This is a genomic window from Sphingorhabdus sp., from assembly GCF_046292425.1.
Taxonomy (GTDB): domain Bacteria; phylum Pseudomonadota; class Alphaproteobacteria; order Sphingomonadales; family Sphingomonadaceae; genus Sphingorhabdus_B.
The window spans coordinates 1-20,792 of sequence record NZ_JBKBQV010000023.1 but is presented as its reverse complement, the minus strand read 5'-3'; the positions used below and the strand labels follow the sequence as shown (position 1 = coordinate 20,792).

The window sequence follows — 20,792 nt, the reverse complement described above, 5'->3', positions numbered from 1 at the left end:
CGGTGTAATTAAAGTTATGGAAGTTTTGCCAGGCAATGGTCCCTGGTTTCGGCGTGCATAATATCCTGTGTTGGAAAACCAAAAGCGCTGTCGCCACTCGGTAGGATATCGATCAGCACCGATCAGATATTCTGTTTCACACGACCTTATGCTTCCTCCTGCGCATCGGCATTCCTTTGGCTGGCTTTTAAAAGGAAGCGGCGCTAAAGCGCGGCGATGAACCCCATCATCCTTGTCATGTCGGGCGGAGCCATTGGCGCAGCATTGCGTTACGGCCTGTCCCGCGCGCTGCCCGTCGGCGCCACTGGCTGGCCATGGCCGACCTTTGCAGTGAATATCATCGGCGGGCTGTGCATGGGCGTGTTGGCGATTTGGCTGATGCGCGGGGACAGTTCAACCGAGCCGCTACGCCTTTTCCTCGGTGTTGGCGTACTGGGCGGATTTACTACATTCAGCGCATTCAGTGTAGAAATGGCCTATATGGTGCAGCGGGGGCAGATAGGCATGGCGACGGGATATGCCGCCGTGTCCGTAATATTGGCGCTTGGCGCAACATTCGCCGGCATGGCGGCAGCAAAGGCAATTTGGGCATGAGCAAAAGCGACGAAAAAGGCATCAGGCAATTTGTCGTTGCCCCTGATGATGACGGCATAAGGCTGGACCGCTGGTTCAAGCGGCATTTGCCCGATGCATCGTTCAACATCGTTTCCCGCTGGGCGCGCACGGGACAGTTGCGCGTCGATGGCAAGCGCGCCACGCCGGGCGACCGTTTGTTGGCAGGACAAACGCTGCGCGTACCGCCTGCGGACACATCGGCATCCTCGAGCGCGCGGCCAACGCGCATTCGCCGTGAACTCACCGACGACGAAATGGAATTCGCGTTGAGTATGGTCATTCACAAGGATGACGCGGCTTTGGTGATCAACAAACCGGCCGGACTTGCAACGCAAGGTGGGACCAAGACCGAGAACCATGTTGACGGTTTGCTTGATGCACTTGGTTTCGAACTGGATAACCGGCCAAAGCTTGTCCATCGATTGGACAAGGATACATCGGGGGCGTTATTGCTGGCGCGGACATCGCGGTCGGCGGGGCATTTTGCGAAGGCTTTTTCGTCACGCACTGCGCGCAAGGTTTACTGGGCGCTGGTTGTCGGGGTGCCCGACATTGCCGACGGTTTCATTGACCTGCCTATTGGCAAGCAGCCCGGCAGTGGCGGCGAGAAAATGCATGTCGACGAGAAAGAAGGCCAATCGGCGCGCACCCGCTATCGCATTGTCGAACGCGCGGGCAATGCTACGGCCTGGGTCGAGTTGCAGCCCTATACCGGCCGTACGCATCAATTACGCGTCCATATGGCGGCCATTGGCCACCCAATCGTCGGTGACGGCAAATACGGTGGCAAGGACGCGTTTCTGACGGGCACGATCAGCCGAAAGATGCATCTGCACGCGCGTCGAATCCGCATCGACCATCCAGCTGGCCATCAAATTGACGTCCGTGCCGATTTGCCACCGCATATGAAGGCAAGCTTCGATGATCTGGGTTTTGATATTGAGCTTGGCGATGCTCTCGTCCTCGACGCCCCAAAGTTCAGCGAAACCGCCGAGGGCAAGAAACGCGTCGCAGCGAATATTGCCAAATCGGCGCGCAAGGAACGCAAGGGCGAACGCCGCACCCGCGGTTCTGCCCCCGCCAAGCCCAAGGATAATAAGCGCAGCCAGATGGCCGCCGGCAAGAAGATCGCAGCGAAAAAGCCCGTGATCAAGAAAGCGGTAACCGGCAAAGCGCCGCCAAAGCGTGCCCCCGCAAAAAAGCCAGCGGGGCGGAAATAGCGAGGAAGTCTGAACTTCCCCTGCCGTTGCCCTGAAACGAGTTTGGGGTGACGGCGGATCGGCCTCATTGGTCTTTCTGAAGGCTGGAAAGTGCCTGCATTGCTACCCGTCATGCTGGGCCAATGGCCAAAAAAACGCAAAATAGCGTAATTTCCTCTCGTCATGCTGGACTTGTTTCAGCATAAAGGGTGTGGGTTTGAAGTTCTGATGCGTTTTCAGGATGACGGGGGATTGACGAAAATGCATGCATGTCAGGCACTGACACAGCTATCTATCTTTTGTGCTGAACCGGGGTCGCCCTCTGCGCAGCTGACAAGGGATCGCGTTTTGGCGAAAACGGAATACTAGCCATGCACCCCAATGCTGCATTTCGTTGGGAAGACCAAAACGCAATGCGTGTCTTCGCTCAGAATATCGGTTTTGGAATGCTGTTCATGACTACGCCCGACGGGCCGCGTGTCGCACATTTGCCGCTGGTGTTTTTGGCGGACGACTGCATCGGATTTCATATGGCGCGCAGCAATGCGTTGGCGAAATATCTCGACGGGGCAGAAGCATTGTTTGTCGTGAACGGCCCTGACGGGTACATCGGTCCGGATTGGTACGGCACCGAAAATCAGGTGCCGACGTGGAATTATTGCGCGGTCGAAATGCAGGGTGATGTTCGCAAAATGGACGAGACGGAACTGGTTGCCCAATCAGATGCGCTCTCCATGCTGCAAGAATCAAAACTTACTCCAAAACCGGTCTGGACGCGCGCCAAAATGGCTAAAGGCTATTTCGAGAAAATGCTTGGTGGGATTTTTGGCTTCAAAATGGACATCACAGACTGGCGCGGAACGCGTAAGCTGGGACAAAATAAATCAGACGCCATCCGCATGGCGGCTGCAAACGGTGCCGCCCGCGCCGGTAACGGTGCCATCGCAAGTCTAATGCGGGGTGTATCGCAATGACTCACCGTCTGGCCATATTCGACTGCGACGGAACATTGGTCGACAGTCAGGCAAATATCTGCATGGCAATGGCATATGCATTTGAAGGGGCTGGGCTGACCCCGCCGTTGCGGAACGATATCAGGCGTGTCGTCGGCTTGTCGCTGGTGGAATCCATGCGTGTGCTGTTGCCTGATGCAGACGATATCTGCCACCAAGACATGGCCGAGCATTACCGGACTGCGTTCCTCACGCTCCGCAACAACGGCTTGGTGGATGAACCTTTATACGACGGAATGGCTGCCTTGCTTTCGGAGATGGACGAAGGCGGATGGCTGCTTGGGGTCGCGACGGGTAAATCGGATCGCGGGTTGATCCGCTGTCTGGACCATCACGCCATCAAAAGCTTGTTTGTAACGCTGCAAACTGCCGACCGCCACCCGTCCAAACCGCATCCGTCAATGGTTTATCAGGCGCTGGCCGATGCAGGGGCGGACGCATGCAACGCGGTTGTCATCGGTGACACCGTGTATGACATTCATATGGGTCGTGCCGCCGGTACGCGCACAGTGGGCGTCAATTGGGGGTATCACCGCGTGGAGGAGTTGCGCGAAGCCGGGGCAGACTATATCGCCGAAAGCATGGACGATCTTAAGGCCTATCTGAAGGATTTTGCGTGATGCAGATTGACGAACAGGCACGCGCAGAGACTCAGGCTCAATATCGTTTTCTGGTCATCAATTTGTGCCGAATCACTGGCGCAATCATGCTGGTTGTCGGCCTTGCGGTCATCGCGCGCGAAGCATTCGGATTGCCTAAGGCGGCTGGTTATGTACTGTTTTTAATCGGGATATTTGATTTTCTTCTGGTTCCGGTGTTCCTTGCCAAAAGGTGGAAAAGCAAGCCGGATTTATGAGGCGGTTTTGGAAAGAAGTTACGCTTGAACCCACCACTTTCGGTCAAGCGGTTCGGCTTGACGGGCGTCCGGTAAAGACGCCAACGGGCAATGTGCTCGCCCTGCCGACGCAGAAGATGGCGGATGCGGTGGTTGCCGAGTGGGAAGCAGTGGAAAAAACGCTGAACCCTGTAAATATGCCGATGACCGGTTTTGCCAATGCGGCTATTGACCGGATCGCCACTGATCGCGCTGGCTTTGCCGCGGCCATAGCGGCTTATGGCGAAACTGACCTATTCTGTTACCGCGCTACAGCCGGTGAGGCCCTTGCAGAACGGCAGACGCAGATTTGGGACCCCTGGCTGCGTTGGGCGCAGGAACGATATGGCGTCAGCTTTGTCATTGTGGAAGGCATCATGCACCAACCGCAGCCTGCGGCAACGCTTGAGACGTTACGTGCTGTCGTCGCCGCACGCGGAACGTTCGAACTGGCCGCAATGGCAAAGCTTGCGCATCTTTCAGGCTCGTTGGTCGCAACATTGGCAGTTATCGAACGCGCGGGGTCAGCCGAAGACATCTGGAACGCAGCCTGCCTCGACGAACTTTGGCAGGAAGAGTTATGGGGCGCCGACCATTGGGCGCAGAAAAACCGTAATGATCGCAAAGGCGAATTTATGGCCGCAGTACGCTTTCTGGACCTGCTCTCGCCGGGAACATAGGGGAAAACCCATCTCGCAGTTTGCGGGCGGTGCGGGTAATTGCGCGCTCAACGCAAGGAATACATTTATGACAGACAGCGCGATATTCACCCTACGCCCAATCCCAAAGGCGGCCTTTGTCGCGGGCTATGCCGGATTGTTGCCCCAGGTCATCGCGGCCGCAATGGTGCTGTCAGGTTCCGAATATCGCTGGACTGGACTCGCCTTGGCCTATGGCTATGCGGCATTTATTTTCAGCTTCATCGGCGGCATGTGGTGGGGGCTCGGCGTCACTACCCGCAAGGATGATGTGTCGGCCAACGGCATATTCGCGCTTTCCGTTGCGCCAAGCTTGCTGGCGATGGCGAGTTATTTGCCCTGGATATGGGGACTGACCTGGCCCGGACCATCTATGGCGTGGCTTGGATTTTTACTGCTCCTGTCGCCGCTGGGTGACCGCTGGCTGTCATCGCGCTGCGCGTTGCCACCCGGCTGGATGAAGCTGCGATGGCATTTGTCCATTGGACTGGGTGGCGTGACCCTATTGCTCGCTGCTCTTGCCTAAGTCGCTGCCAAGTCCCGCACAAAGCCGATCAGGCCTTTTTGACGTCGTCTTTTCATCCGCTCAGCGGCAAGGATTTGGCGCACCTTTTCAAAGCATGCCTGCACATCGTCATTGATAAGGACATAGTCATAGCCATCCCAATGCCCGATTTCCGATTTGGCCCGGCTCATGCGATCTGCAATGACGGTATCGCTGTCCTGCGCGCGGCTGTAAAGGCGGCGTTGAAGTTCTTCGATAGATGGCGGCAAGATGAAGACGCGCACGACGTCTGGGCCAGCCTCTTGATATAATTGCTGCGCGCCTTGCCAGTCGATATCGAACAGGACGTCGCAGCCAGCAGCCAGTTTTTCTTCAACCGGGGCCTTGGGTGTGCCGTAGCGGTTTCCAAAGACATGCGCCCATTCCAGAAACTCCCCATCCGCGGCCATCTTCTTGAAGGTGGGAACATCGGTGAAATGATAATGAACGCCCTCAATCTCGCCGGGTCGTGGCGCGCGCGTGGTGTAGGAAACCGACAAGGCAATTTTCTCGTCAGCTTCCAGAAGCATACGCGAAAGCGTGGATTTGCCAGCGCCGGAAGGTGAGGAGAGCACGAACAGGAGCCCGCGGCGCTCCAGCTCATGCGGCTTGTGGTTGTTGGTATGGGCCATAGCCGCTACTGCGCGAAAGGGCAGGCCGACGTCAAGAGGTAAGCGCGCGGTACAGGGACGACAAAAGCTGGTTAGACGCCTTTACGACCCTTACGCTTGTCGTAAATGCTTTTGGCCGCGAATGCGCCGCCAACGAGCAACAGGCCGGGGATTGAGCGCGTAGCCAAACGGGTGGCGACAAGGCCAATGCCTGCGCCAAGCAAGCCGTTGCCACGTTTGCGGCCGATAACTTCGCCAGCGACGGCGCCTGCGATTGTTCTAAGCATTTTCATTCTCCCTATATTCGTCGTCAACATGACGGGGTCGTATGAATTAAACCATGTTCTCAGCCCTGACGTGGGTATCGAACGTCACTTCGTCAACCAGTCCGGATGCTAACGCAGCTTCGCGCAAGGTGGTTCCTTGGCGATGGGCGTGTTTTGCGATGTTGGCGGCATTGTCATAGCCGATGACGGGCGCAAGCGCCGTGACGAGCATGAGGCTTTGATCGAGCAGTTCTGCGATGCGTCGGCGGTTTGGCTCCAACCCTTCAACACAGTTTTTGGAAAAGCTGTTCATGCCAATGCTCAGCAGTTCAATCGAGCGCAAGACATTGGCGCCAATCAGCGGCTTGAAAACATTGAGTTCAAGATGCCCCTGCATGCCGCCTACCGTGACGGCCTGATGATTGCCGATGACTTGCGCCGCCACCATTGTCAGCATTTCGCACTGCGTCGGATTTACCTTGCCGGGCATGATTGAGCTTCCCGGTTCATTTTCGGGCAGCATAAGCTCGCCAAGTCCCGAACGCGGGCCGGAACCAAGCAGACGGATATCGTTCGCGATCTTTGTCAGGGAGACAGCAAGCACGTTGAGGATTCCCGACAGTTCGACCAAAGTGTCGTGTGATGCCAGTGCTTCAAATTTGTTGGGCGCGCTGATCCACGGGACGCCGCCGGTTATTTCCTGTAACTCGTGACAGAAGTCCTCACCGAACCCCGCTGGCGCATTAAGACCCGTGCCGACCGCCGTCCCGCCTTGGGCAAGGCGCGATAAACGGGGCCAAATACCCACTATCCGGTTCGCACTGTCCTCCAGCATCTGCACATAGCCGGACATTTCCTGTCCCAATGTCACGGGCGTGGCATCCTGCAAATGTGTCCGCCCAATCTTGACGATATCCTTCCACGCCTCGGTCTTGACGGTGAATGCGCCAGATAACGCGCGAACCGCGCCCAACGCCTGATCCCTTGCGGCAAGCGCAATGGCGATGTGCAAGGCAGTGGGAAAGCTGTCGTTTGATGACTGGCTCATATTCACGTGATCATTGGGATGAACGGGCGCCTTGCCGCCGCGTTGTCCGGTCAGCACCTCATTAGCGACACCGGCGATGACTTCGTTCACGTTCATATTCGACTGCGTGCCGCTGCCAGTTTGCCAGATGGTTAACGGGAACTGGTCATCATATTTGCCTGAGACTACCTCGGCCGCCGCTGCCTCAATTGCATCCGCAAGCTTCGCGTCAAGCCCGTGCCGGCGGTTGACCCGCGATGCAGCCTGCTTGACCAGCGCCAGCGCGTGGATGACAGCAACCGGCATCCGTTCGTGCGCCGGGAAGGGAAAGTTTGATATGCTTCGCTGGGTCTGCGCGCCCCAATAGGCGTCGGCTGGGACTTCGATGGGCCCAAAGCTATCGGTTTCCGTGCGGGTTTCCCCCGTCACTTCTTTCGTCCGAAGTCCACGCTTACAACGTTGGAACCATCTTCGACCGAGACCGCCGGGCCATCGTTCCCGGCCTCTTCATGCGGCTCGGGCGTGCCTTCGCCGGCGTCGACATGAAATTGCAGTGCAAAGTCGACGGCCGGGTCTACGAACGCGGTGATCGCCGAATAAGGGATGAACAGATGCGACGGGATCTGGCTGAAGGACAGGCCTACTTCAAAATGCTCGGCCTCAACCTTCAGGTCCCAATATTTGTGCTGAAGCACAATCGTCATTTCGTCAGGGAAGCGTTCGTGCAGATGCTGAGGTATCGCAACACCCGGCGCTTGAGTCTTGAAAGTTATATAGAAATGATGGTCACCGGGAAGGCCGTCACGTGCCACGTCGCCAAGCACACGGCCGACCACCGCACGCAATGCCTCTTGCACGACGTCGTCATAAGGAATCAGGCTCTCAACATGCTCTTCGCTCATCCCTTCTAGGTGGACTTATGAGCGTGCGAAATCAAGACGCTTGTTGCCTCAACCCAACTTGCCAAATGCGCGCATGTGACTATATCGGCGGCCATGCGTACAGGGTCCATCAGTCGAAAGACGAGCGAAACGTCCATTGATGTCGAGGTTAACCTCGACGGTAGTGGTGTGTATGAAGTGTCGACTGGCATCGGTTTTCTGGACCATATGCTTGAGCAACTGTCGCGCCATTCGCTAATCGACTTGAAGGTGAAGGCGATCGGCGACCTGCACATCGACCAGCATCACACGACCGAGGACACTGGCATCGCAATTGGCGAGGCAGTGTTGCAGGCACTTGGCGACAAGCGCGGGATCACGCGTTACGGTACGGCCTATGCACCGATGGACGAGACGCTGACGCGCTGCTCCCTCGATATTTCCGGACGGCCCTATTTTGTGTGGAAAGTGTCGCTTGGCATGCCGCGTCTGGGCGAGTGGGATACAGAGCTGATTGAACATTGGTTCCACAGTTTTGCGACAAGTGCCGGCATTACGTTGCACATCGAAAATCTATACGGTTCAAACAATCACCATATTGTCGAGAGCTGTTACAAGGCTTTGGCCCGCGCACTGCGTCAGGCGGTCGAAATTGACCCGCGGAAGGCCGACGCCATTCCTTCAACCAAGGGGACGCTTTGAGCCGTGACACTCGCGCTGATTGATTATGGCGCGGGTAATCTGCATTCGGTGCACAATGCGCTGAAGGCGGCGGGTGCGGCTGATGTGCACGTGACATCCGATCCCGATATCGTCGCCAAGGCGGACAGGATTGTGTTGCCCGGCGTCGGCGCCTTTGCCCATTGCATGGAGGCTTTGTCTGCCATCGACGGTATGATCGCCGCAATGGAACAGCGCGTCCGTGCGGAAGCCAGGCCGTTTCTGGGTATTTGCGTCGGCATGCAATTGCTGGCCGAAGAAGGCGTGGAGCACGGCAGTACGCGGGGTCTCGGCTGGATCAACGGCACGGTGCGCGCGATCGTCCCTGCCGCCGGTCTGAAAATTCCGCATATGGGCTGGAACGATGTTATGCCCCGCGAAGGCGCGCCGTTGCTCACTCAAGGCGAGGCGTATTTTCTGCACGGTTATCACTTTGATGCGCGCGACGCGGACGATGTGCTGGCCACCACAAACCATGGCGGTCCGCTAGTTGCTGCGGTTGGGCGCGACAATGTGATGGGTGTGCAATTCCACCCCGAAAAAAGCCAGACTTATGGCATCGATTTTCTCAAACGCTTTTTGGAGTGGATGCCGTGATTGTCTTCCCCGCAATTGATCTGAAAGGCGGCGAAGTTGTCCGCTTGGCCGAGGGTGATATGAACCGCGCCACCGTCTACGCCGATGACCCGGCCGCGCAGGCGATGCTGTTTGCCGAACAAGGCGCGGAGTTTCTGCACGTTGTCGATCTGGATGGTGCCTTTGCGGGACGCCCCGAAAATGCCGAAGCGGTCGAGGGCATCATCGAGAATTTTCCAGGTTATATTCAGCTTGGCGGCGGCATCCGTAATGCACAGACCGTAGAGCGGTGGTTCGACATGGGCGTCGCACGTCTGGTAATTGGTACGGCGGCGTTGAAAGACCCGGTTTTCGTCAAGGAAATGGCACGCGAGTTTGAAAATGGCATTGTTGTCGCAGTCGATGCACGAGATGGCTTTGTGGCGACCGAGGGCTGGGCCGAAAAATCCGATATGCCGGTGATTGATCTGGCGCGCCGGTTCGAGGATGCTGGCGTTGCGTCGATCCTGTTCACAGATGTAGGGCGCGACGGGATGCTGACGGGATGCAATATCGAGGCGACTGTGGACTTGGCGCGGCAGGTAAACATACCGGTGATCGCCAGCGGCGGGGTGAAGGGCATTGACGACATTCACATGCTGGCGCTGCATGCAAAGGACGGGATTGAGGGCGTTATCACTGGTCGCGCGATTTATGATGGGCGGTTGGATTTGGCGACAGCGATTAAAGTGGCTGATAGGGCATGAATTCGGGAACTACCCAATTCCTCCCCGGCACGGGGAGGGGGACCATCCGCAGGATGGTGGAGGGGTTTCGCTTGGTCTTACTAACCTCATATCGTCGTCCCATTCCTTACGCCCCCCTCCACCCCGACGCTTTGCGTCGCGGTCCACCTCCCCGTACCGGGGAGGAATTATTATGACAGTCCGCGTTCGCGTGATCCCCTGTCTGGATGTTTCCAATGGCCGCGTGGTCAAGGGCGTCAATTTCGTCGACCTTCGCGATGCCGGCGATCCGGTTGAACAAGCGCAGGCTTATGACGCGGCGGGGGCAGACGAGCTTTGTTTTCTCGATATCGGTGCGAGCCATGAGGGGCGCGGGACTATCATCGATGTCGTCCGCCGCACGGCAGAGGTATGCTTCATGCCGCTGACGGTGGGCGGGGGCGTACGCAGTGCGGAGGATGCGCGGGCGTTGTTATTGGCGGGTGCGGACAAGGTTGCGGTCAACAGCGCGGCAGTGGCGCGGCCCGAGGTCGTTGCTGATATAGCCGCGCGTTTTGGCAGCCAATGCGTCGTGGCGTCTGTCGATGCGCGTCGGACTGGCAACAAGTGGGAAATCTTCACCCATGGCGGACGTAATCCCACCGGCATCGACGCACTGGAACATGCCGTTAGGCTCACAGAACTGGGGGCGGGCGAATTGCTGGTGACCAGCATGGACCGTGACGGCACGCGCGATGGCTATGACCTTGAGCTTACACGCGCAATTGCCGATGCAGTCAATATACCTGTCGTAGCGAGTGGCGGCGTTGGCAATCTGGACCATCTCGTTGCTGGTGTGCGCGAAGGCCATGCCAGCGCGGTGCTCGCGGCGTCGATATTCCACTTCGGCCAATATAGCATCGCGGATGCCCATGCAGCACTACGCGCTGCAGGCTTGCCAGCACGCGCCTGACATTTTTGCAAAAAATTCTGCTGTCTTGTCCTTGACCTGTCACAAAAACACCCTATCTGGGCACCGTTAGCACTCGCCTCGTGTGAGTGCTAACGTGTATTCATTGCCGTCCCCTGCTTCAGGCAGGAGTGGCGGGATGGCGAAACAGAAAAAGGATAGTTCAACATGGCATTTCGTCCATTGCATGATCGCGTTCTCGTCCGTCGGGTCGAAGCCGAAGCAAAAACCGCTGGCGGGATCATCATCCCTGATACAGCTCAGGAAAAGCCACAGGAAGGCGAAGTCGTCTCCGTGGGCACAGGCACTCGCACTGAAGACGGCACCGTGACGCCGCTCGACGTAAAGGCTGGTGACAAGATTTTGTTCGGCAAATGGTCGGGCACCGAAGTCAAGATCGACGGTGAAGACCTGTTGATCATGAAGGAATCGGACATTTTGGGAATCGTTTCCTAAGACGAACATGCTTCCCGGCCTAGGTCGGGATCCAGTCCATACATAAGAATCTGGACCCCAGCCTTCGCTGGGGCACATAATAAAGGAAAAATATCATGGCTGCTAAAGACGTGAAATTCGGCCGCGATGCGCGTGAACGCATCCTGCGCGGCGTAGACATCCTCGCTGATGCGGTGAAAGTTACCTTGGGTCCAAAGGGCCGCAACGTTGTCATCGACAAAAGCTTCGGCGCACCACGCATCACCAAGGACGGCGTTACCGTCGCCAAGGAAATCGAACTGAAAGACAAGTTCGAGAATATGGGCGCGCAAATGGTCCGCGAAGTTGCTTCGAAGACTAACGACATTGCCGGTGACGGCACGACCACTGCAACGGTTTTGGCTCAAGCGATTGTTCGCGAAGGCATGAAGTCGGTTGCGGCGGGCATGAACCCGATGGATCTGAAGCGCGGCATCGACACAGCGGTAAACGCTGTTGTTGCTGACCTTGTGAAGCGTTCGAAGCCAGTTGCGGGTTCTTCGGAAATCGCTCAGGTCGGCACAATTTCTGCCAATGGTGAAGCTGAAATCGGTAAGATGATTGCTGACGCCATGGAGAAGGTCGGCAAGGAAGGCGTAATTACCGTCGAAGAAGCCAAGGGTCGTGAAAGCGAACTCGAAGTTGTCGAAGGTATGCAGTTTGACCGTGGTTACCTGTCGCCATATTTCATCACTAACACCGAAAAAATGTCGGTCGAGTTGGACAATCCGTACATCCTGATCCACGAAAAGAAGCTCGGCAACTTGCAAGCCATGTTGCCAATCCTCGAAGCTGTGGTGCAGTCGGGTCGTCCATTGCTCATCATCGCTGAAGACGTTGAAGGCGAAGCGCTTGCAACTCTGGTTGTCAACAAGCTGCGTGGCGGCTTGAAGATTGCTGCGGTTAAGGCTCCTGGCTTTGGCGATCGTCGCAAGGCGATGCTGGAAGATATCGCGATCCTAACCAAGGGTGAAATGATCAGCGAAGACCTGGGTATCAAGCTCGAAACCGTGACTTTGGGCATGCTCGGCCAAGCCAAGCGCGTCACCATCGACAAGGACAACACCATCATCGTCGACGGTGCTGGCGAAACCGATGCGATCAAGGGCCGCGTAGAAGCGATCCGTTCGCAGATCGAAAACACCACGTCGGATTACGACAAAGAAAAACTGCAAGAGCGTTTGGCGAAACTCGCCGGCGGTGTTGCCGTGATCAAGGTCGGTGGTTCGACCGAAGTCGAAGTGAAAGAACGCAAGGACCGTGTCGACGACGCGCTGCACGCAACCCGCGCAGCCGTTGAAGAAGGCATCGTCCCAGGCGGCGGTACTGCTCTTCTTTATGCAACAAAGGCACTTGAAGGCCTCAAGGGCGTCAATGACGACCAGACACGTGGTATCGACATCATCCGCAAGGCGATTGTTGCTCCATTGCGTCAGATCGCGGCTAACGCGGGATATGACGGCGCAGTTGTCTCGGGCAACCTGTTGCGCGAAAACGACGAAACCATGGGCTTCAACGCATCGACCGATGTGTATGAAAACCTCGTGGCTTCGGGCGTTATCGACCCAACCAAGGTTGTGCGTACCGCGTTGCAAGATGCCGCATCGGTTGCTGGTCTGCTGATCACCACCGAAGCTGCGATCTCCGACGCGCCAGAAGACAAGGCCGGTGGCGCTGGCGGCATGCCAGGTGGCATGGGCGGCATGGGCGGCATGGGTGGAATGGACTTCTAAGTCCAAACCCTCAGTTCAAGCTGAAACAAAATGGGCCGGAGGGGAAACCTTCCGGCCTTTTTGTTTTTTAACAAATGCTTGCTACAAACGATAGTCAGAAGACGAAGTCTTGTAATGGAGTGCTTCAATTGGGAATCTTGCCAACGTTTGCTGCCTTATTGTGCGTTGCAATTTTTTTATGGTTCGCCTTTCTGCACTTCACCAAGCGTCGACAATTTCCGAAAGAAGACGAGAAGCGGCTAAGTCAAATCCGCGAGATCGCGCGTCGTCACGGCCATTCGGGAGAAATAGGCGTTTGGGAAAAACAAGATTCCGCAGCGTATACCGCGATGCAAGCGGAACTCCGCGCTTTGCAACCGCAACCGTTGCGGGTGACAGAATCTATCTCGGTCCTGCTACGCCGTCAAATTCCGCCACGCGAAGAAGATGCCTTGCGTTCTTGGCTGGGAGGTCTGCCGCGTATGCCAAAAAATGTCGCCTGGCCAAGAGGGATCGACCCGGTATATCCCGACCACGGTTTGGTTCCCCTTCATTTTATTGCTCAGATATGCTGCGCAGACTTGCCAGCTGATCTGTGGGGCGGGCTAGGTCCGCGAGTGGGTTGGATATTGTTGTTCGCAAATATCAACGGATACCATCCAGAGGACGATTCATGGTGCGTTCTTCACATTATTGACGCGAGCGAAGAGCATGCGCCACCATCCGACATACGTCCGATATCGTCCTATATGTCTAAATATGCAGGGTGGGGAAACACAGAAACCGTATTTCCGCGCTGGCCGGTCGATATGATCACGATACCCCACGACCAAAGATTTACCGATAATTCCACTAACGCAGAAAATCTGCAAAACCTACTTTATCCTAGCCAGCCAGTCGAAAGCGATTGGAGTAATCAGCCAAAGCTGGGTCCGTTTAGCTGGCGTGTTTTACTGACTGGATTGCGATGTGCAGTCATTTTCCTTGAAGATGAAATGAAGAAAAGAGATGCGCGGCGTTCGAGTGATCGTTCGCAAACGGACAATCTTGAAATGGGAGATGCAGCGCGCATTTTACGGGAGTGGCACCGCTGGGAAACCCGAATGAAGCAACGACTTATCGAATTGCAAAATGAAAGAGAAGAGCGACCCAGCGATATCTCGGTCGCGGAAACATGCGCAAGCATTCAACGGCATTTACAGGAAATTGCCGATGAGCGGCGACAATTCGAGGGACATGTTGGAAAATCCGCAAAGCCGCCGGAAATACAAGCATGGATCGAAGGCGAAGAAAAACTGTACGACCAGTGGCTCGCCGACACTCATTCCTCGCTCCAGCTCTTGCGAACAGAAAATTTAACTGGCGACCTTGACCGTCCGGTATCGGCCGACGATTGGGCGATGGTCGCGAAGCTATCCGATGAGCTCAGTATTACAAACTGGCGCTATCAGATTTCACACCAATTGAGCCCGGAACCACGCTTCAAGAGTGTCACGCGGGAAGAACACTCGATCCTCAAGATTGTCGAACCTTATTGGGAACAAGAGGCAGCCGCATATGCCTCTTCCTATTATGTCAATCACGCGTTGCGCGATGTCTTGCCAAAAGCAGAACTGTCAAAGCTCGAAGCAGGATGGCGTTATCAAGGGGACCAACGCCCTCATCGTATGGGAGGATGTCATGACGGAGTGCAGTCCGCATCAGAAACGGGCCCGCAAGAGCATGTGCTTCTGCTCCAACTGGCGGGTGACGGGGCGATGAATTTCGGATGGGGGGATTGCGGTTGTCTTTATGTCTTTATTTCAGCCGATGCACTAAAGCGCGGCGATTTCGGCGCGGCTGAAGTTCATGTTGAAGGTCATTAGATTTCTCCGCTGCCACCTCCAAACTCACCGCCTTTCTTTTTGCCTGATTGTGTTATACACATAATACAGTCAAGGCAAAGGAGATGACGATGATCCAGCACTGGAAGGCAATCGCGGGATTAAGCGCGGCGATGGTGGCGGTGCATGTCGTCAACTTTTTCAGCGGCGGCTATCTCTCGACATTCGGCATCGAGCCACGCGAAATCAGCTCCGCTTACTCCATTGCAACCGCACCGTGGCTTCATACCGATGTCGGGCATCTTGGCAGCAATCTTGCGGCCTTCGTCGTGCTTGGGTCGTTGGTATTGCTTCAGGGTCTGCGCTATTTTGTAAAGGCCAGCGCGCTTATCATATTGCTCGGCGGCACATTGGTCTGGCTGTTTGCGCGCGACGCGACGCATATTGGTGCAAGTGGCTGGGTCTTCGGGTTATGGAGCCTCGTCATTGCATTGGCCTGGTTTGACCGCAGCCCGCGCAATATCGCCATTGCTCTGGCCGTTGTGTTTTTCTACGGCGGCATGGTGTTCGGCGTACTGCCGACAGCGGGCTATATCTCTTTTGAATCGCATTTGTTCGGCGCAATCGCTGGTGTATTTGCCGCGTTCACCTTGTCGAAAAAGCCTGTCGTTGAAATTGTCGCACCAGCGCGGCAAAATGAACTGAAATTCTGGTCTTAGGCTTTCATCGAAGCCAACATCTCGCCCATTTTCTGGTGCAGCATGTTCATGGCCTTTAAAGGACGGACCATGACCTTAAAATGGGTGATCAGGCCATCCTTGTCGCAGGTGATCATGTCGACGCCGTTGATCGACACACCATCAATCACGGTCTGGAACTCAAGTATAGCGCTGATTTCGCCTTTGCGAACAGTGTGCCATTCGCCCACATAGGCAAAGTCAGCGTTGCCTAGCGTATGTCCCGCAGCGGCGAGATATTGGGCGGTGATGGCCTTTCCGACCTGCGGTGTATGAACGACCGGACTTTCGAACACGCAGTCATCGTGCAAAATGGCGGCAATTGTCGCGGGGTCACGCGACAATGCGACTTTGTGCCAGATTTCAGCAGGGTTCGGCATGTTCAATATCCCAGATCGAGGTTAACCGTCGGTTCGAGCGCTTCTCCGTTGCGATAACGTTCAAGATTTTCAAAAAAACGCATGGCGGAGCGCACTAGCATCTTGTCCTGCGCACGACCGGATAAATGCATAGTGACATGTGCGTTATCAAGCGCCCACAGCGGATGGTCGGCCGGCAATGGTTCGGGCGTTGTCACATCAAGGAAAGCGGCCGCAATCTGCTTCGTCTGCAATGCGTTCACAAGCGCATCCTGATCGACCACCGACCCGCGCGCAATATTGATCAACGTGGCGCTTGATTTCATTGCGGCAAGTTCGTCCGCGCCGATCATAGCGTCAGTTTCTGCTGTCGCAGGGACGGCGAGGATGACCCAGTCAAAATCACCAAGTTGCGCGCGCCATTGACCCGGGGTGAGTGTATCTGGCCCTGCAGTTCGCCGGACAACGGTCACATCAACGCCAAAGGGTTTAAGCCGTTCTTCGATCAGCTTGCCAATAGCGCCATAGCCGAGCAGCAACGCTTGTGAGCCGAACAGTTCGATCTTGCCCGGCGAATCCTGAAGCCATTCGCGCCGTTCCTGCGCGCGCACAACTTCGCGATAGCCCTTGGCGACCGTCAACATGCCCATGACCACATATTCGGCGATGGTAATGGCGTTAATACCAGCACCATTGGTGACCACGCAACCTTGCGCCTTCAACTGCGCAAGGGGCATGCCGTCGACACCGGCGTATATGCTGTTCAGCCATTTCATGTTGGTGGCCGCGCCAATGATCTTTGCCATGTCGCCTTTGTCATACATGTCAAACCAGCCAATCTCCGCCTGCGGCGCGAGCGCGAGCCCTTCGTCCTTCGACATGTACCAGTGCGCGTCCACCCAGTCAGGCAAGCGCGGCTCGATCAGAGGGCGGACCAGTCCAGCCATTACAAGTTTCGTCTTGGTCATATATCCAGTTTCCAGTCCCATTCGAGCGCGTCGCCGTCCATGACTTCGACGCCTTTGTTGATGAGTTCGTCGCGGATCAGGTCAGATCTGGCAAAGTCCTTCGCTGCCCGGGCTTCCTTGCGCGCGGCGAGGGCGGTTTCAATTTCGTCTTTGGTGATAATCGCGGATTTCGGTCGGGTACGCAGGTCTTCGCGGGTGAGAGTCATCATGTTGAGGCCGAGGACTGAATCCATTTCGGTAATGGCTGATAGCTGGTGTTCAACATTGACCTTTTTAAGACCAATGAGGGTTTCAAGCGTGGTGATTGCAATCGCCGAATTCAGGTCGTCGGCAAGGGCTACTTCGAAATCGTTTAATGACGTCGAAATTGCAGGCGCCACGTCAGTATTTCGGTCGTCAGATGCAGCATGACGGGACTTAACCACAGCTACCCCCATCACCATCCGTTTCAACCGCACCAGTGCCGCTTGCAGGCCTTCCCATGAAAACTCCAGCTCGCTGCGGTAATGCGCCTGCAGGCACATCAGGCGGTAGGCGAGGGGGTGGAAGCCCTTGTCGATGAGCAATTGCACCCGCAGGAATTCGCCCGAAGATTTGGACATCTTGCCGCTGCGTTCGATCAGGAAGTTGTTGTGCATCCAGAAACGCGCGCCGCTGTGGTCGCTGCCGCAGCGCGCCTGATTTTGCGCAATTTCATTGGGGTGGTGGATCTCGCGATGATCAATCCCGCCGGTGTGGATGTCGAACGGCAGGCCAAGCAGCGCCTCTGACATTACCGAGCATTCGAGATGCCATCCCGGCGCGCCTTTGCCCCAGGGGCTGTCCCATTCCATCTGCCGCGTTTCGCCGGCAGGCGTCTTGCGCCAAATCGCAAAGTCAGCGGCGTGGCGTTTGCCTTCGACCTCCTCAATGCGGCCTTCGCCATCCTCAGTTTTGGCGCGGGCCAGAGCGCCGTAATTGGCGACGGTCGAGGTGTCGAAGTACAGACCGCTTTCGAGCTCGTAACAATGCTTTTCAGCGATTGTTTGCGCAAAGGCGATCATCTGCGGAACATAATCGGTGGCGATCGACCAATGTGCTGGCTGGCGAATGTTCAACGCCTTGATATCGTCCCAATAGGCTTGGGTATAATGCTTCGCGATGTCCCAGATGGATTGGGCCTTCTCCGCCGCCATTTTTTCCATTTTGTCTTCGCCCGCATCGGCGTCGTCGGTCAGATGGCCCACATCGGTGATGTTGATCACATGGGTGAGCTTATAGCCCTTATACGACAGCACACGGCCAAGCGTGTCGGCAAAAACATAAGCGCGCATGTTGCCGATATGGGGGTAATTGTAGACCGTCGGCCCACAGGTATAGACGCGCGCCTCGCCTTCATGGACGGGTGTAAAGGTTTCGACTTGCCGTGTCAGGCTATTGAAAAGGTGCAGTTCGGTCATGGATGGTTCCTTGCGTTGCCAAACCGGAATCGTCAACTCTACGGTTTTCTAATACCCGTCCCACCGTATTGCTTGATCGATCTCCACGCGTGGGACTGCGAAGTTGTTCACAGCTGCATCGGGGTCCCGATAGCCGATTGCCATGCCGCAGAAGAAAATATGGTCGTCGTCGATGTTCAATAATTCGCGCATATAGGTGCCGTACATTGCCCAGATTTCCTGCGCGCAACTGTCGAGGCCTTCTTCACGCAGCAACAGCATTACGGTTTGCAGCCACATGCCTATATCCGACCATTGCGGCGGACCCATATATTTACGGGTGTAGGTAAACAACTGGACCGGCGCGCCGAAGCTGTCCCAGTTTTTCATCATCTGCGCAATGCGGCCAGCGCCATCTTCGCGCGCCAGCCCAAGGGCATCGAACATCGCCTTGCCGACGCCGCGGCGCTGATCTTCGTAACGGCCCTCAAGGCCCTTGGGGTAGATGTCATATTCATGGCCTTCACCCATTGGAGCGGTTGCGGCCTTTGCCTTGATCTTGGCGGTCAGGTCGGCGAGCGGCTGGCCAGTCAGTACGACGGCATTCCAAGGCTGCGTGTTCCCGCCCGAAGGCGAGCGCTGCGCCTTGGCCAGCACGCGTTCCAGGATCACGCGGTCAACGGGTTTGTCGAGAAACTGACGGACAGATCGCCGTGACGCGACGGCTTCGGTAACGTTCATATGTAATGCCCCGCAAAATTTAATCGTTCGATTAACTCATATTATGCGGGGTGTGAAAGGCAAGCCTATTCCTCGTCAAACAATCCGGCGAGTTGCTCAATCATCGTTCCGCCGAGCTGTTCGACATCCATGATGGTTACCGCGCGCTTGTAATAGCGCGTGACATCATGGCCGATGCCAATGGCAACCAGCTGAACCGGGCTGCGCGTTTCGATCATTTCGATGACCTTGCGCAAATGCTGCTCAAGATATCCGCCGTGGTTGACGGACAAGGTGCTGTCGTCGACTGGGGCACCGTCCGAAATGACCATCAATATCCGGCGATCTTCTGCGCGCGAGATCAGGCGGTTATGCGCCCAAAGCAACGCCTCGCCATCAATGTTTTCCTTAAGCAGACCTTCGCGCATCATCAGGCCAAGGTTACGCTTGGCGTGGCGCCAAGGCTCGTCGGCCTTTTTGTAGATGATGTGCCGCAGGTCATTGAGGCGACCGGGCATTGCGGGACGTCCGGCAGCAAGCCAATCCTCACGCGCCTGTCCGCCTTTCCACGCGCGCGTGGTAAAGCCCAATATCTCGGTCTTCACGCCGCAACGTTCCAAGGTGCGCGCCAATATATCGGCGCTGATCGCGGCGATACTGATCGGCCGTCCGCGCATTGAGCCGCTATTGTCGATCAGCAAGGTCACGACGGTATCGCGGAAGTCAGTTTCTCGTTCGATTTTGTAGGACAGCGAGCTACCGGGTGACACCACGACACGGGCAAGACGCGCGGCATCAAGCATGCCTTCTTCCTGATCAAAGTCCCAACTGCGGTTTTGCTGCGCCATCAAACGGCGTTGCAAGCGGTTGGCAAGCTTTGTCACCACCGATTGCAAATTCGACAATTGCTGGTCCAAATAGGCCCGCAGCCGGTTAAGTTCTTCTTCGTCGGCAAGCTCTGTCGCGGTTATGGTCTCGTCAAATTTGGTTGACCAGATTTTATAGTCGCTTTGCGGCAAATGATCCCAGTTGCGGCGCTGCGGGGTAACGGGCTGCATGCCGTCATCACCCATTTCGCCGTCAGCGCCGTCCTGATCATCCATGTCCTCGCCGTCATAGTCGGCTTCGGTTTCCTCGCCTTCGCCCTCTTGTGGCTCGGCACGGGCATCGGCCTGTCCTGCCTCGCCTTCGCCATCGTCTTCGCTGTCGCCTTCCTGATCTTCGCTGTCTTCGGCATCGTCGCCACCTTCATCCGCGTCGGACGGGTCGACATCGCCTTCGGTGAGGTTCAGATGCTCCAGCATCGACTGCGTAAGCGCGGCAAATGCGGTCTGGTCATCAAGGGCGAGCGAAAGCGCATCAAGATCGCTCCCCGCGTTCTCCTCGATCCAACCGCGCAGCATTTCTACACCCGCGACGGCTGCTGCGGGCACTGACGCGCCAGTCAGCCGCTCACGCACGATCAGGGACAATGCCGTTGATATCGGCACTTCGTCCGGCGCTTGCGCGCGGGCGATCGGATCAGTGCGCATTTTTAGCTCAAGCGCGTGGCCCAAATTGGCGGCAATACCCGCCATGTTGCGCGAACCCAGCGCTTCGACGCGTGCATTCTCCACCGCGTCAAAGGCTGCACCAGCGATGACTTCCGAAGGCCGCAGTGCGGCTTGGCGCGCCGGATTGTGCAGTTTTAGCTTGAGCGCAAAGCTATCTGCAAATCCGCGCGCTTCGGCCACCTGATCGGGCGGAAGCAAGCGCCCCGGCATTGGCACCTTGAAATTCTTGCCAGCCTGGCTTGGCGCATCGGCGGTAAAGGCCAGTTCGACCTCCGGCTCCTGCGCGAGTGCGCGGGCAGTGCCGGTCAGGACCTGTTTGAACTGCTCAAG

Annotated in this window: 24 protein-coding genes; 15 read left to right on the top strand and 9 right to left on the bottom strand. The window is 56.4% G+C overall.

The annotated features are described in order from the left end of the window. Positions 1-216 precede the first annotated feature (216 nt). From ACK4S7_RS06725 to ACK4S7_RS06695, 7 genes are all read left to right on the top strand, one after another. Positions 217-594 carry a fluoride efflux transporter FluC gene (locus ACK4S7_RS06725; RefSeq protein WP_409645288.1) on the top strand — a complete coding sequence of 126 codons (378 nt, stop codon included), beginning with the start codon at positions 217-219 and terminating at the stop codon, positions 592-594. After that, entirely contained in the window at positions 591-1,835 is a 1,245-nt protein-coding gene (locus tag ACK4S7_RS06720; RefSeq protein WP_409645287.1) for an RluA family pseudouridine synthase, read from the top strand. Before ACK4S7_RS06725 ends, ACK4S7_RS06720 begins: the two co-directional genes overlap by 4 nt. A 350-nt stretch (positions 1,836-2,185) precedes the next feature. Further along, complete coding sequence (locus tag ACK4S7_RS06715; protein WP_409645286.1) at positions 2,186-2,788, top strand: FMN-binding negative transcriptional regulator; 603 nt, start codon at positions 2,186-2,188, stop codon at positions 2,786-2,788. After that, on the top strand, positions 2,785-3,447 hold the full coding sequence (locus ACK4S7_RS06710) for an HAD-IA family hydrolase (RefSeq protein WP_409645285.1): 663 nt from the start codon (positions 2,785-2,787) through the stop codon (positions 3,445-3,447). The genes ACK4S7_RS06715 and ACK4S7_RS06710 overlap by 4 nt, the downstream gene beginning before the upstream one ends. Continuing rightward, positions 3,444-3,683 (top strand): hypothetical protein, encoded by a 240-nt coding sequence (locus tag ACK4S7_RS06705; RefSeq protein WP_409645284.1) that lies wholly within the window; start codon positions 3,444-3,446, stop codon positions 3,681-3,683. Before ACK4S7_RS06710 ends, ACK4S7_RS06705 begins: the two co-directional genes overlap by 4 nt. Continuing rightward, positions 3,680-4,381: an ATP12 family chaperone protein gene (locus tag ACK4S7_RS06700; RefSeq protein ID WP_409645283.1), complete on the top strand. Its 702-nt coding sequence runs from the start codon at positions 3,680-3,682 to the stop codon at positions 4,379-4,381. The genes ACK4S7_RS06705 and ACK4S7_RS06700 overlap by 4 nt, the downstream gene beginning before the upstream one ends. Positions 4,382-4,448: 67 nt before the next feature. Next, the gene (locus ACK4S7_RS06695) at positions 4,449-4,925 is read left to right on the top strand and encodes a DUF3429 domain-containing protein (protein ID WP_409645282.1); all 477 of its coding nucleotides are present in this window, start codon (positions 4,449-4,451) and stop codon (positions 4,923-4,925) included. Here ACK4S7_RS06695 and gmk read toward each other — a convergent pair. The 4 genes from gmk to ACK4S7_RS06675 form a co-directional block, all read right to left on the bottom strand. Next, complete coding sequence (gene gmk, locus ACK4S7_RS06690) at positions 4,922-5,575, bottom strand: guanylate kinase (RefSeq protein WP_409645281.1); 654 nt, start codon at positions 5,573-5,575, stop codon at positions 4,922-4,924. The two genes, ACK4S7_RS06695 and gmk, sit on opposite strands and share 4 nt — an antisense overlap. A 71-nt stretch (positions 5,576-5,646) precedes the next feature. Then, on the bottom strand, positions 5,647-5,841 hold the full coding sequence (locus ACK4S7_RS06685) for a hypothetical protein (RefSeq protein ID WP_409645280.1): 195 nt from the start codon (positions 5,839-5,841) through the stop codon (positions 5,647-5,649). Positions 5,842-5,887: 46 nt separating this feature from the next. Continuing rightward, positions 5,888-7,276, bottom strand: a complete 1,389-nt coding sequence (gene fumC / locus ACK4S7_RS06680) for a class II fumarate hydratase (protein WP_409645278.1) — start codon at positions 7,274-7,276, stop codon at positions 5,888-5,890. Further along, positions 7,273-7,749, bottom strand: coding sequence for an SspB family protein (locus ACK4S7_RS06675; protein ID WP_409645277.1), 477 nt, complete (start codon positions 7,747-7,749; stop codon positions 7,273-7,275). Before ACK4S7_RS06675 ends, fumC begins: the two co-directional genes overlap by 4 nt. 93 nt (positions 7,750-7,842) lie before the next feature. Between ACK4S7_RS06675 and hisB the strand changes: the two genes are divergently transcribed. The 8 genes from hisB (at position 7,843) to ACK4S7_RS06635 (ending at position 15,426) form a co-directional block, all read left to right on the top strand. Further along, entirely contained in the window at positions 7,843-8,430 is a 588-nt protein-coding gene (gene hisB, locus ACK4S7_RS06670; protein ID WP_409645276.1) for an imidazoleglycerol-phosphate dehydratase HisB, read from the top strand. A gap of 3 nt (positions 8,431-8,433) precedes the next feature. Next, a complete protein-coding gene (hisH, locus tag ACK4S7_RS06665; protein ID WP_409645275.1) occupies positions 8,434-9,045 on the top strand; it encodes an imidazole glycerol phosphate synthase subunit HisH in 612 nt (203 codons plus the stop codon). Then, entirely contained in the window at positions 9,042-9,770 is a 729-nt protein-coding gene (gene hisA, locus ACK4S7_RS06660; RefSeq protein WP_409645273.1) for a 1-(5-phosphoribosyl)-5-[(5-phosphoribosylamino)methylideneamino]imidazole-4-carboxamide isomerase, read from the top strand. The genes hisH and hisA overlap by 4 nt, the downstream gene beginning before the upstream one ends. Before the next feature lie 172 nt (positions 9,771-9,942). Further along, positions 9,943-10,701: an imidazole glycerol phosphate synthase subunit HisF gene (gene hisF / locus ACK4S7_RS06655; RefSeq protein ID WP_409645272.1), complete on the top strand. Its 759-nt coding sequence runs from the start codon at positions 9,943-9,945 to the stop codon at positions 10,699-10,701. Positions 10,702-10,866: 165 nt separating this feature from the next. Further along, a complete protein-coding gene (groES, locus tag ACK4S7_RS06650; RefSeq protein WP_409645271.1) occupies positions 10,867-11,154 on the top strand; it encodes a co-chaperone GroES in 288 nt (95 codons plus the stop codon). Between the two features lie 95 nt (positions 11,155-11,249). Beyond that, positions 11,250-12,905 carry a chaperonin GroEL gene (gene groL, locus ACK4S7_RS06645; RefSeq protein ID WP_409645270.1) on the top strand — a complete coding sequence of 552 codons (1,656 nt, stop codon included), beginning with the start codon at positions 11,250-11,252 and terminating at the stop codon, positions 12,903-12,905. Between the two features lie 74 nt (positions 12,906-12,979). Then, positions 12,980-14,749 (top strand): DUF1963 domain-containing protein, encoded by a 1,770-nt coding sequence (locus tag ACK4S7_RS06640; protein WP_409645269.1) that lies wholly within the window; start codon positions 12,980-12,982, stop codon positions 14,747-14,749. A gap of 89 nt (positions 14,750-14,838) precedes the next feature. Beyond that, a complete protein-coding gene (locus tag ACK4S7_RS06635; protein ID WP_409645268.1) occupies positions 14,839-15,426 on the top strand; it encodes a rhomboid family intramembrane serine protease in 588 nt (195 codons plus the stop codon). Here ACK4S7_RS06635 and ACK4S7_RS06630 read toward each other — a convergent pair. The 5 genes from ACK4S7_RS06630 to cobT all read right to left on the bottom strand — a co-directional run. Beyond that, positions 15,423-15,824, bottom strand: coding sequence for a nuclear transport factor 2 family protein (locus ACK4S7_RS06630; protein WP_409645267.1), 402 nt, complete (start codon positions 15,822-15,824; stop codon positions 15,423-15,425). The genes ACK4S7_RS06635 and ACK4S7_RS06630 overlap by 4 nt on opposite strands. Before the next feature lie 2 nt (positions 15,825-15,826). Beyond that, positions 15,827-16,771 (bottom strand): D-2-hydroxyacid dehydrogenase, encoded by a 945-nt coding sequence (locus ACK4S7_RS06625; protein WP_409645265.1) that lies wholly within the window; start codon positions 16,769-16,771, stop codon positions 15,827-15,829. Continuing rightward, positions 16,768-18,210, bottom strand: a complete 1,443-nt coding sequence (gene cysS / locus ACK4S7_RS06620) for a cysteine--tRNA ligase (RefSeq protein WP_409645264.1) — start codon at positions 18,208-18,210, stop codon at positions 16,768-16,770. Before cysS ends, ACK4S7_RS06625 begins: the two co-directional genes overlap by 4 nt. A 48-nt stretch (positions 18,211-18,258) precedes the next feature. Beyond that, positions 18,259-18,930 carry a nitroreductase gene (locus ACK4S7_RS06615; RefSeq protein ID WP_409645263.1) on the bottom strand — a complete coding sequence of 224 codons (672 nt, stop codon included), beginning with the start codon at positions 18,928-18,930 and terminating at the stop codon, positions 18,259-18,261. A gap of 65 nt (positions 18,931-18,995) precedes the next feature. Continuing rightward, a partial coding sequence (gene cobT, locus ACK4S7_RS06610) for a cobaltochelatase subunit CobT (protein ID WP_409645262.1) occupies positions 18,996-20,792 on the bottom strand: 1,797 nt, incomplete at its 5' end.

Bases quoted from the DNA above. Each gene is read 5' to 3' on its own strand.
- ACK4S7_RS06725 (WP_409645288.1), top strand. From the start codon at position 217: ATGAACCCCATCATCCTTGTCATGTCGGGCGGAGCCATTGGCGCAGCA.
- ACK4S7_RS06720 (WP_409645287.1), top strand. From the start codon at position 591: ATGAGCAAAAGCGACGAAAAAGGCATCAGGCAATTTGTCGTTGCCCCT.
- ACK4S7_RS06715 (WP_409645286.1), top strand. From the start codon at position 2,186: ATGCACCCCAATGCTGCATTTCGTTGGGAAGACCAAAACGCAATGCGT.
- ACK4S7_RS06710 (WP_409645285.1), top strand. From the start codon at position 2,785: ATGACTCACCGTCTGGCCATATTCGACTGCGACGGAACATTGGTCGAC.
- ACK4S7_RS06700 (WP_409645283.1), top strand. From the start codon at position 3,680: ATGAGGCGGTTTTGGAAAGAAGTTACGCTTGAACCCACCACTTTCGGT.
- ACK4S7_RS06695 (WP_409645282.1), top strand. From the start codon at position 4,449: ATGACAGACAGCGCGATATTCACCCTACGCCCAATCCCAAAGGCGGCC.
- gmk (WP_409645281.1), bottom strand. From the start codon at position 5,575: ATGGCCCATACCAACAACCACAAGCCGCATGAGCTGGAGCGCCGCGGG.
- ACK4S7_RS06685 (WP_409645280.1), bottom strand. From the start codon at position 5,841: ATGCTTAGAACAATCGCAGGCGCCGTCGCTGGCGAAGTTATCGGCCGC.
- ACK4S7_RS06675 (WP_409645277.1), bottom strand. From the start codon at position 7,749: ATGAGCGAAGAGCATGTTGAGAGCCTGATTCCTTATGACGACGTCGTG.
- hisB (WP_409645276.1), top strand. From the start codon at position 7,843: ATGCGTACAGGGTCCATCAGTCGAAAGACGAGCGAAACGTCCATTGAT.
- hisF (WP_409645272.1), top strand. From the start codon at position 9,943: ATGACAGTCCGCGTTCGCGTGATCCCCTGTCTGGATGTTTCCAATGGC.
- groES (WP_409645271.1), top strand. From the start codon at position 10,867: ATGGCATTTCGTCCATTGCATGATCGCGTTCTCGTCCGTCGGGTCGAA.
- groL (WP_409645270.1), top strand. From the start codon at position 11,250: ATGGCTGCTAAAGACGTGAAATTCGGCCGCGATGCGCGTGAACGCATC.
- ACK4S7_RS06640 (WP_409645269.1), top strand. From the start codon at position 12,980: ATGCTTGCTACAAACGATAGTCAGAAGACGAAGTCTTGTAATGGAGTG.
- ACK4S7_RS06635 (WP_409645268.1), top strand. From the start codon at position 14,839: ATGATCCAGCACTGGAAGGCAATCGCGGGATTAAGCGCGGCGATGGTG.
- ACK4S7_RS06630 (WP_409645267.1), bottom strand. From the start codon at position 15,824: ATGCCGAACCCTGCTGAAATCTGGCACAAAGTCGCATTGTCGCGTGAC.
- ACK4S7_RS06625 (WP_409645265.1), bottom strand. From the start codon at position 16,771: ATGACCAAGACGAAACTTGTAATGGCTGGACTGGTCCGCCCTCTGATC.
- cysS (WP_409645264.1), bottom strand. From the start codon at position 18,210: ATGACCGAACTGCACCTTTTCAATAGCCTGACACGGCAAGTCGAAACC.
- ACK4S7_RS06615 (WP_409645263.1), bottom strand. From the start codon at position 18,930: ATGAACGTTACCGAAGCCGTCGCGTCACGGCGATCTGTCCGTCAGTTT.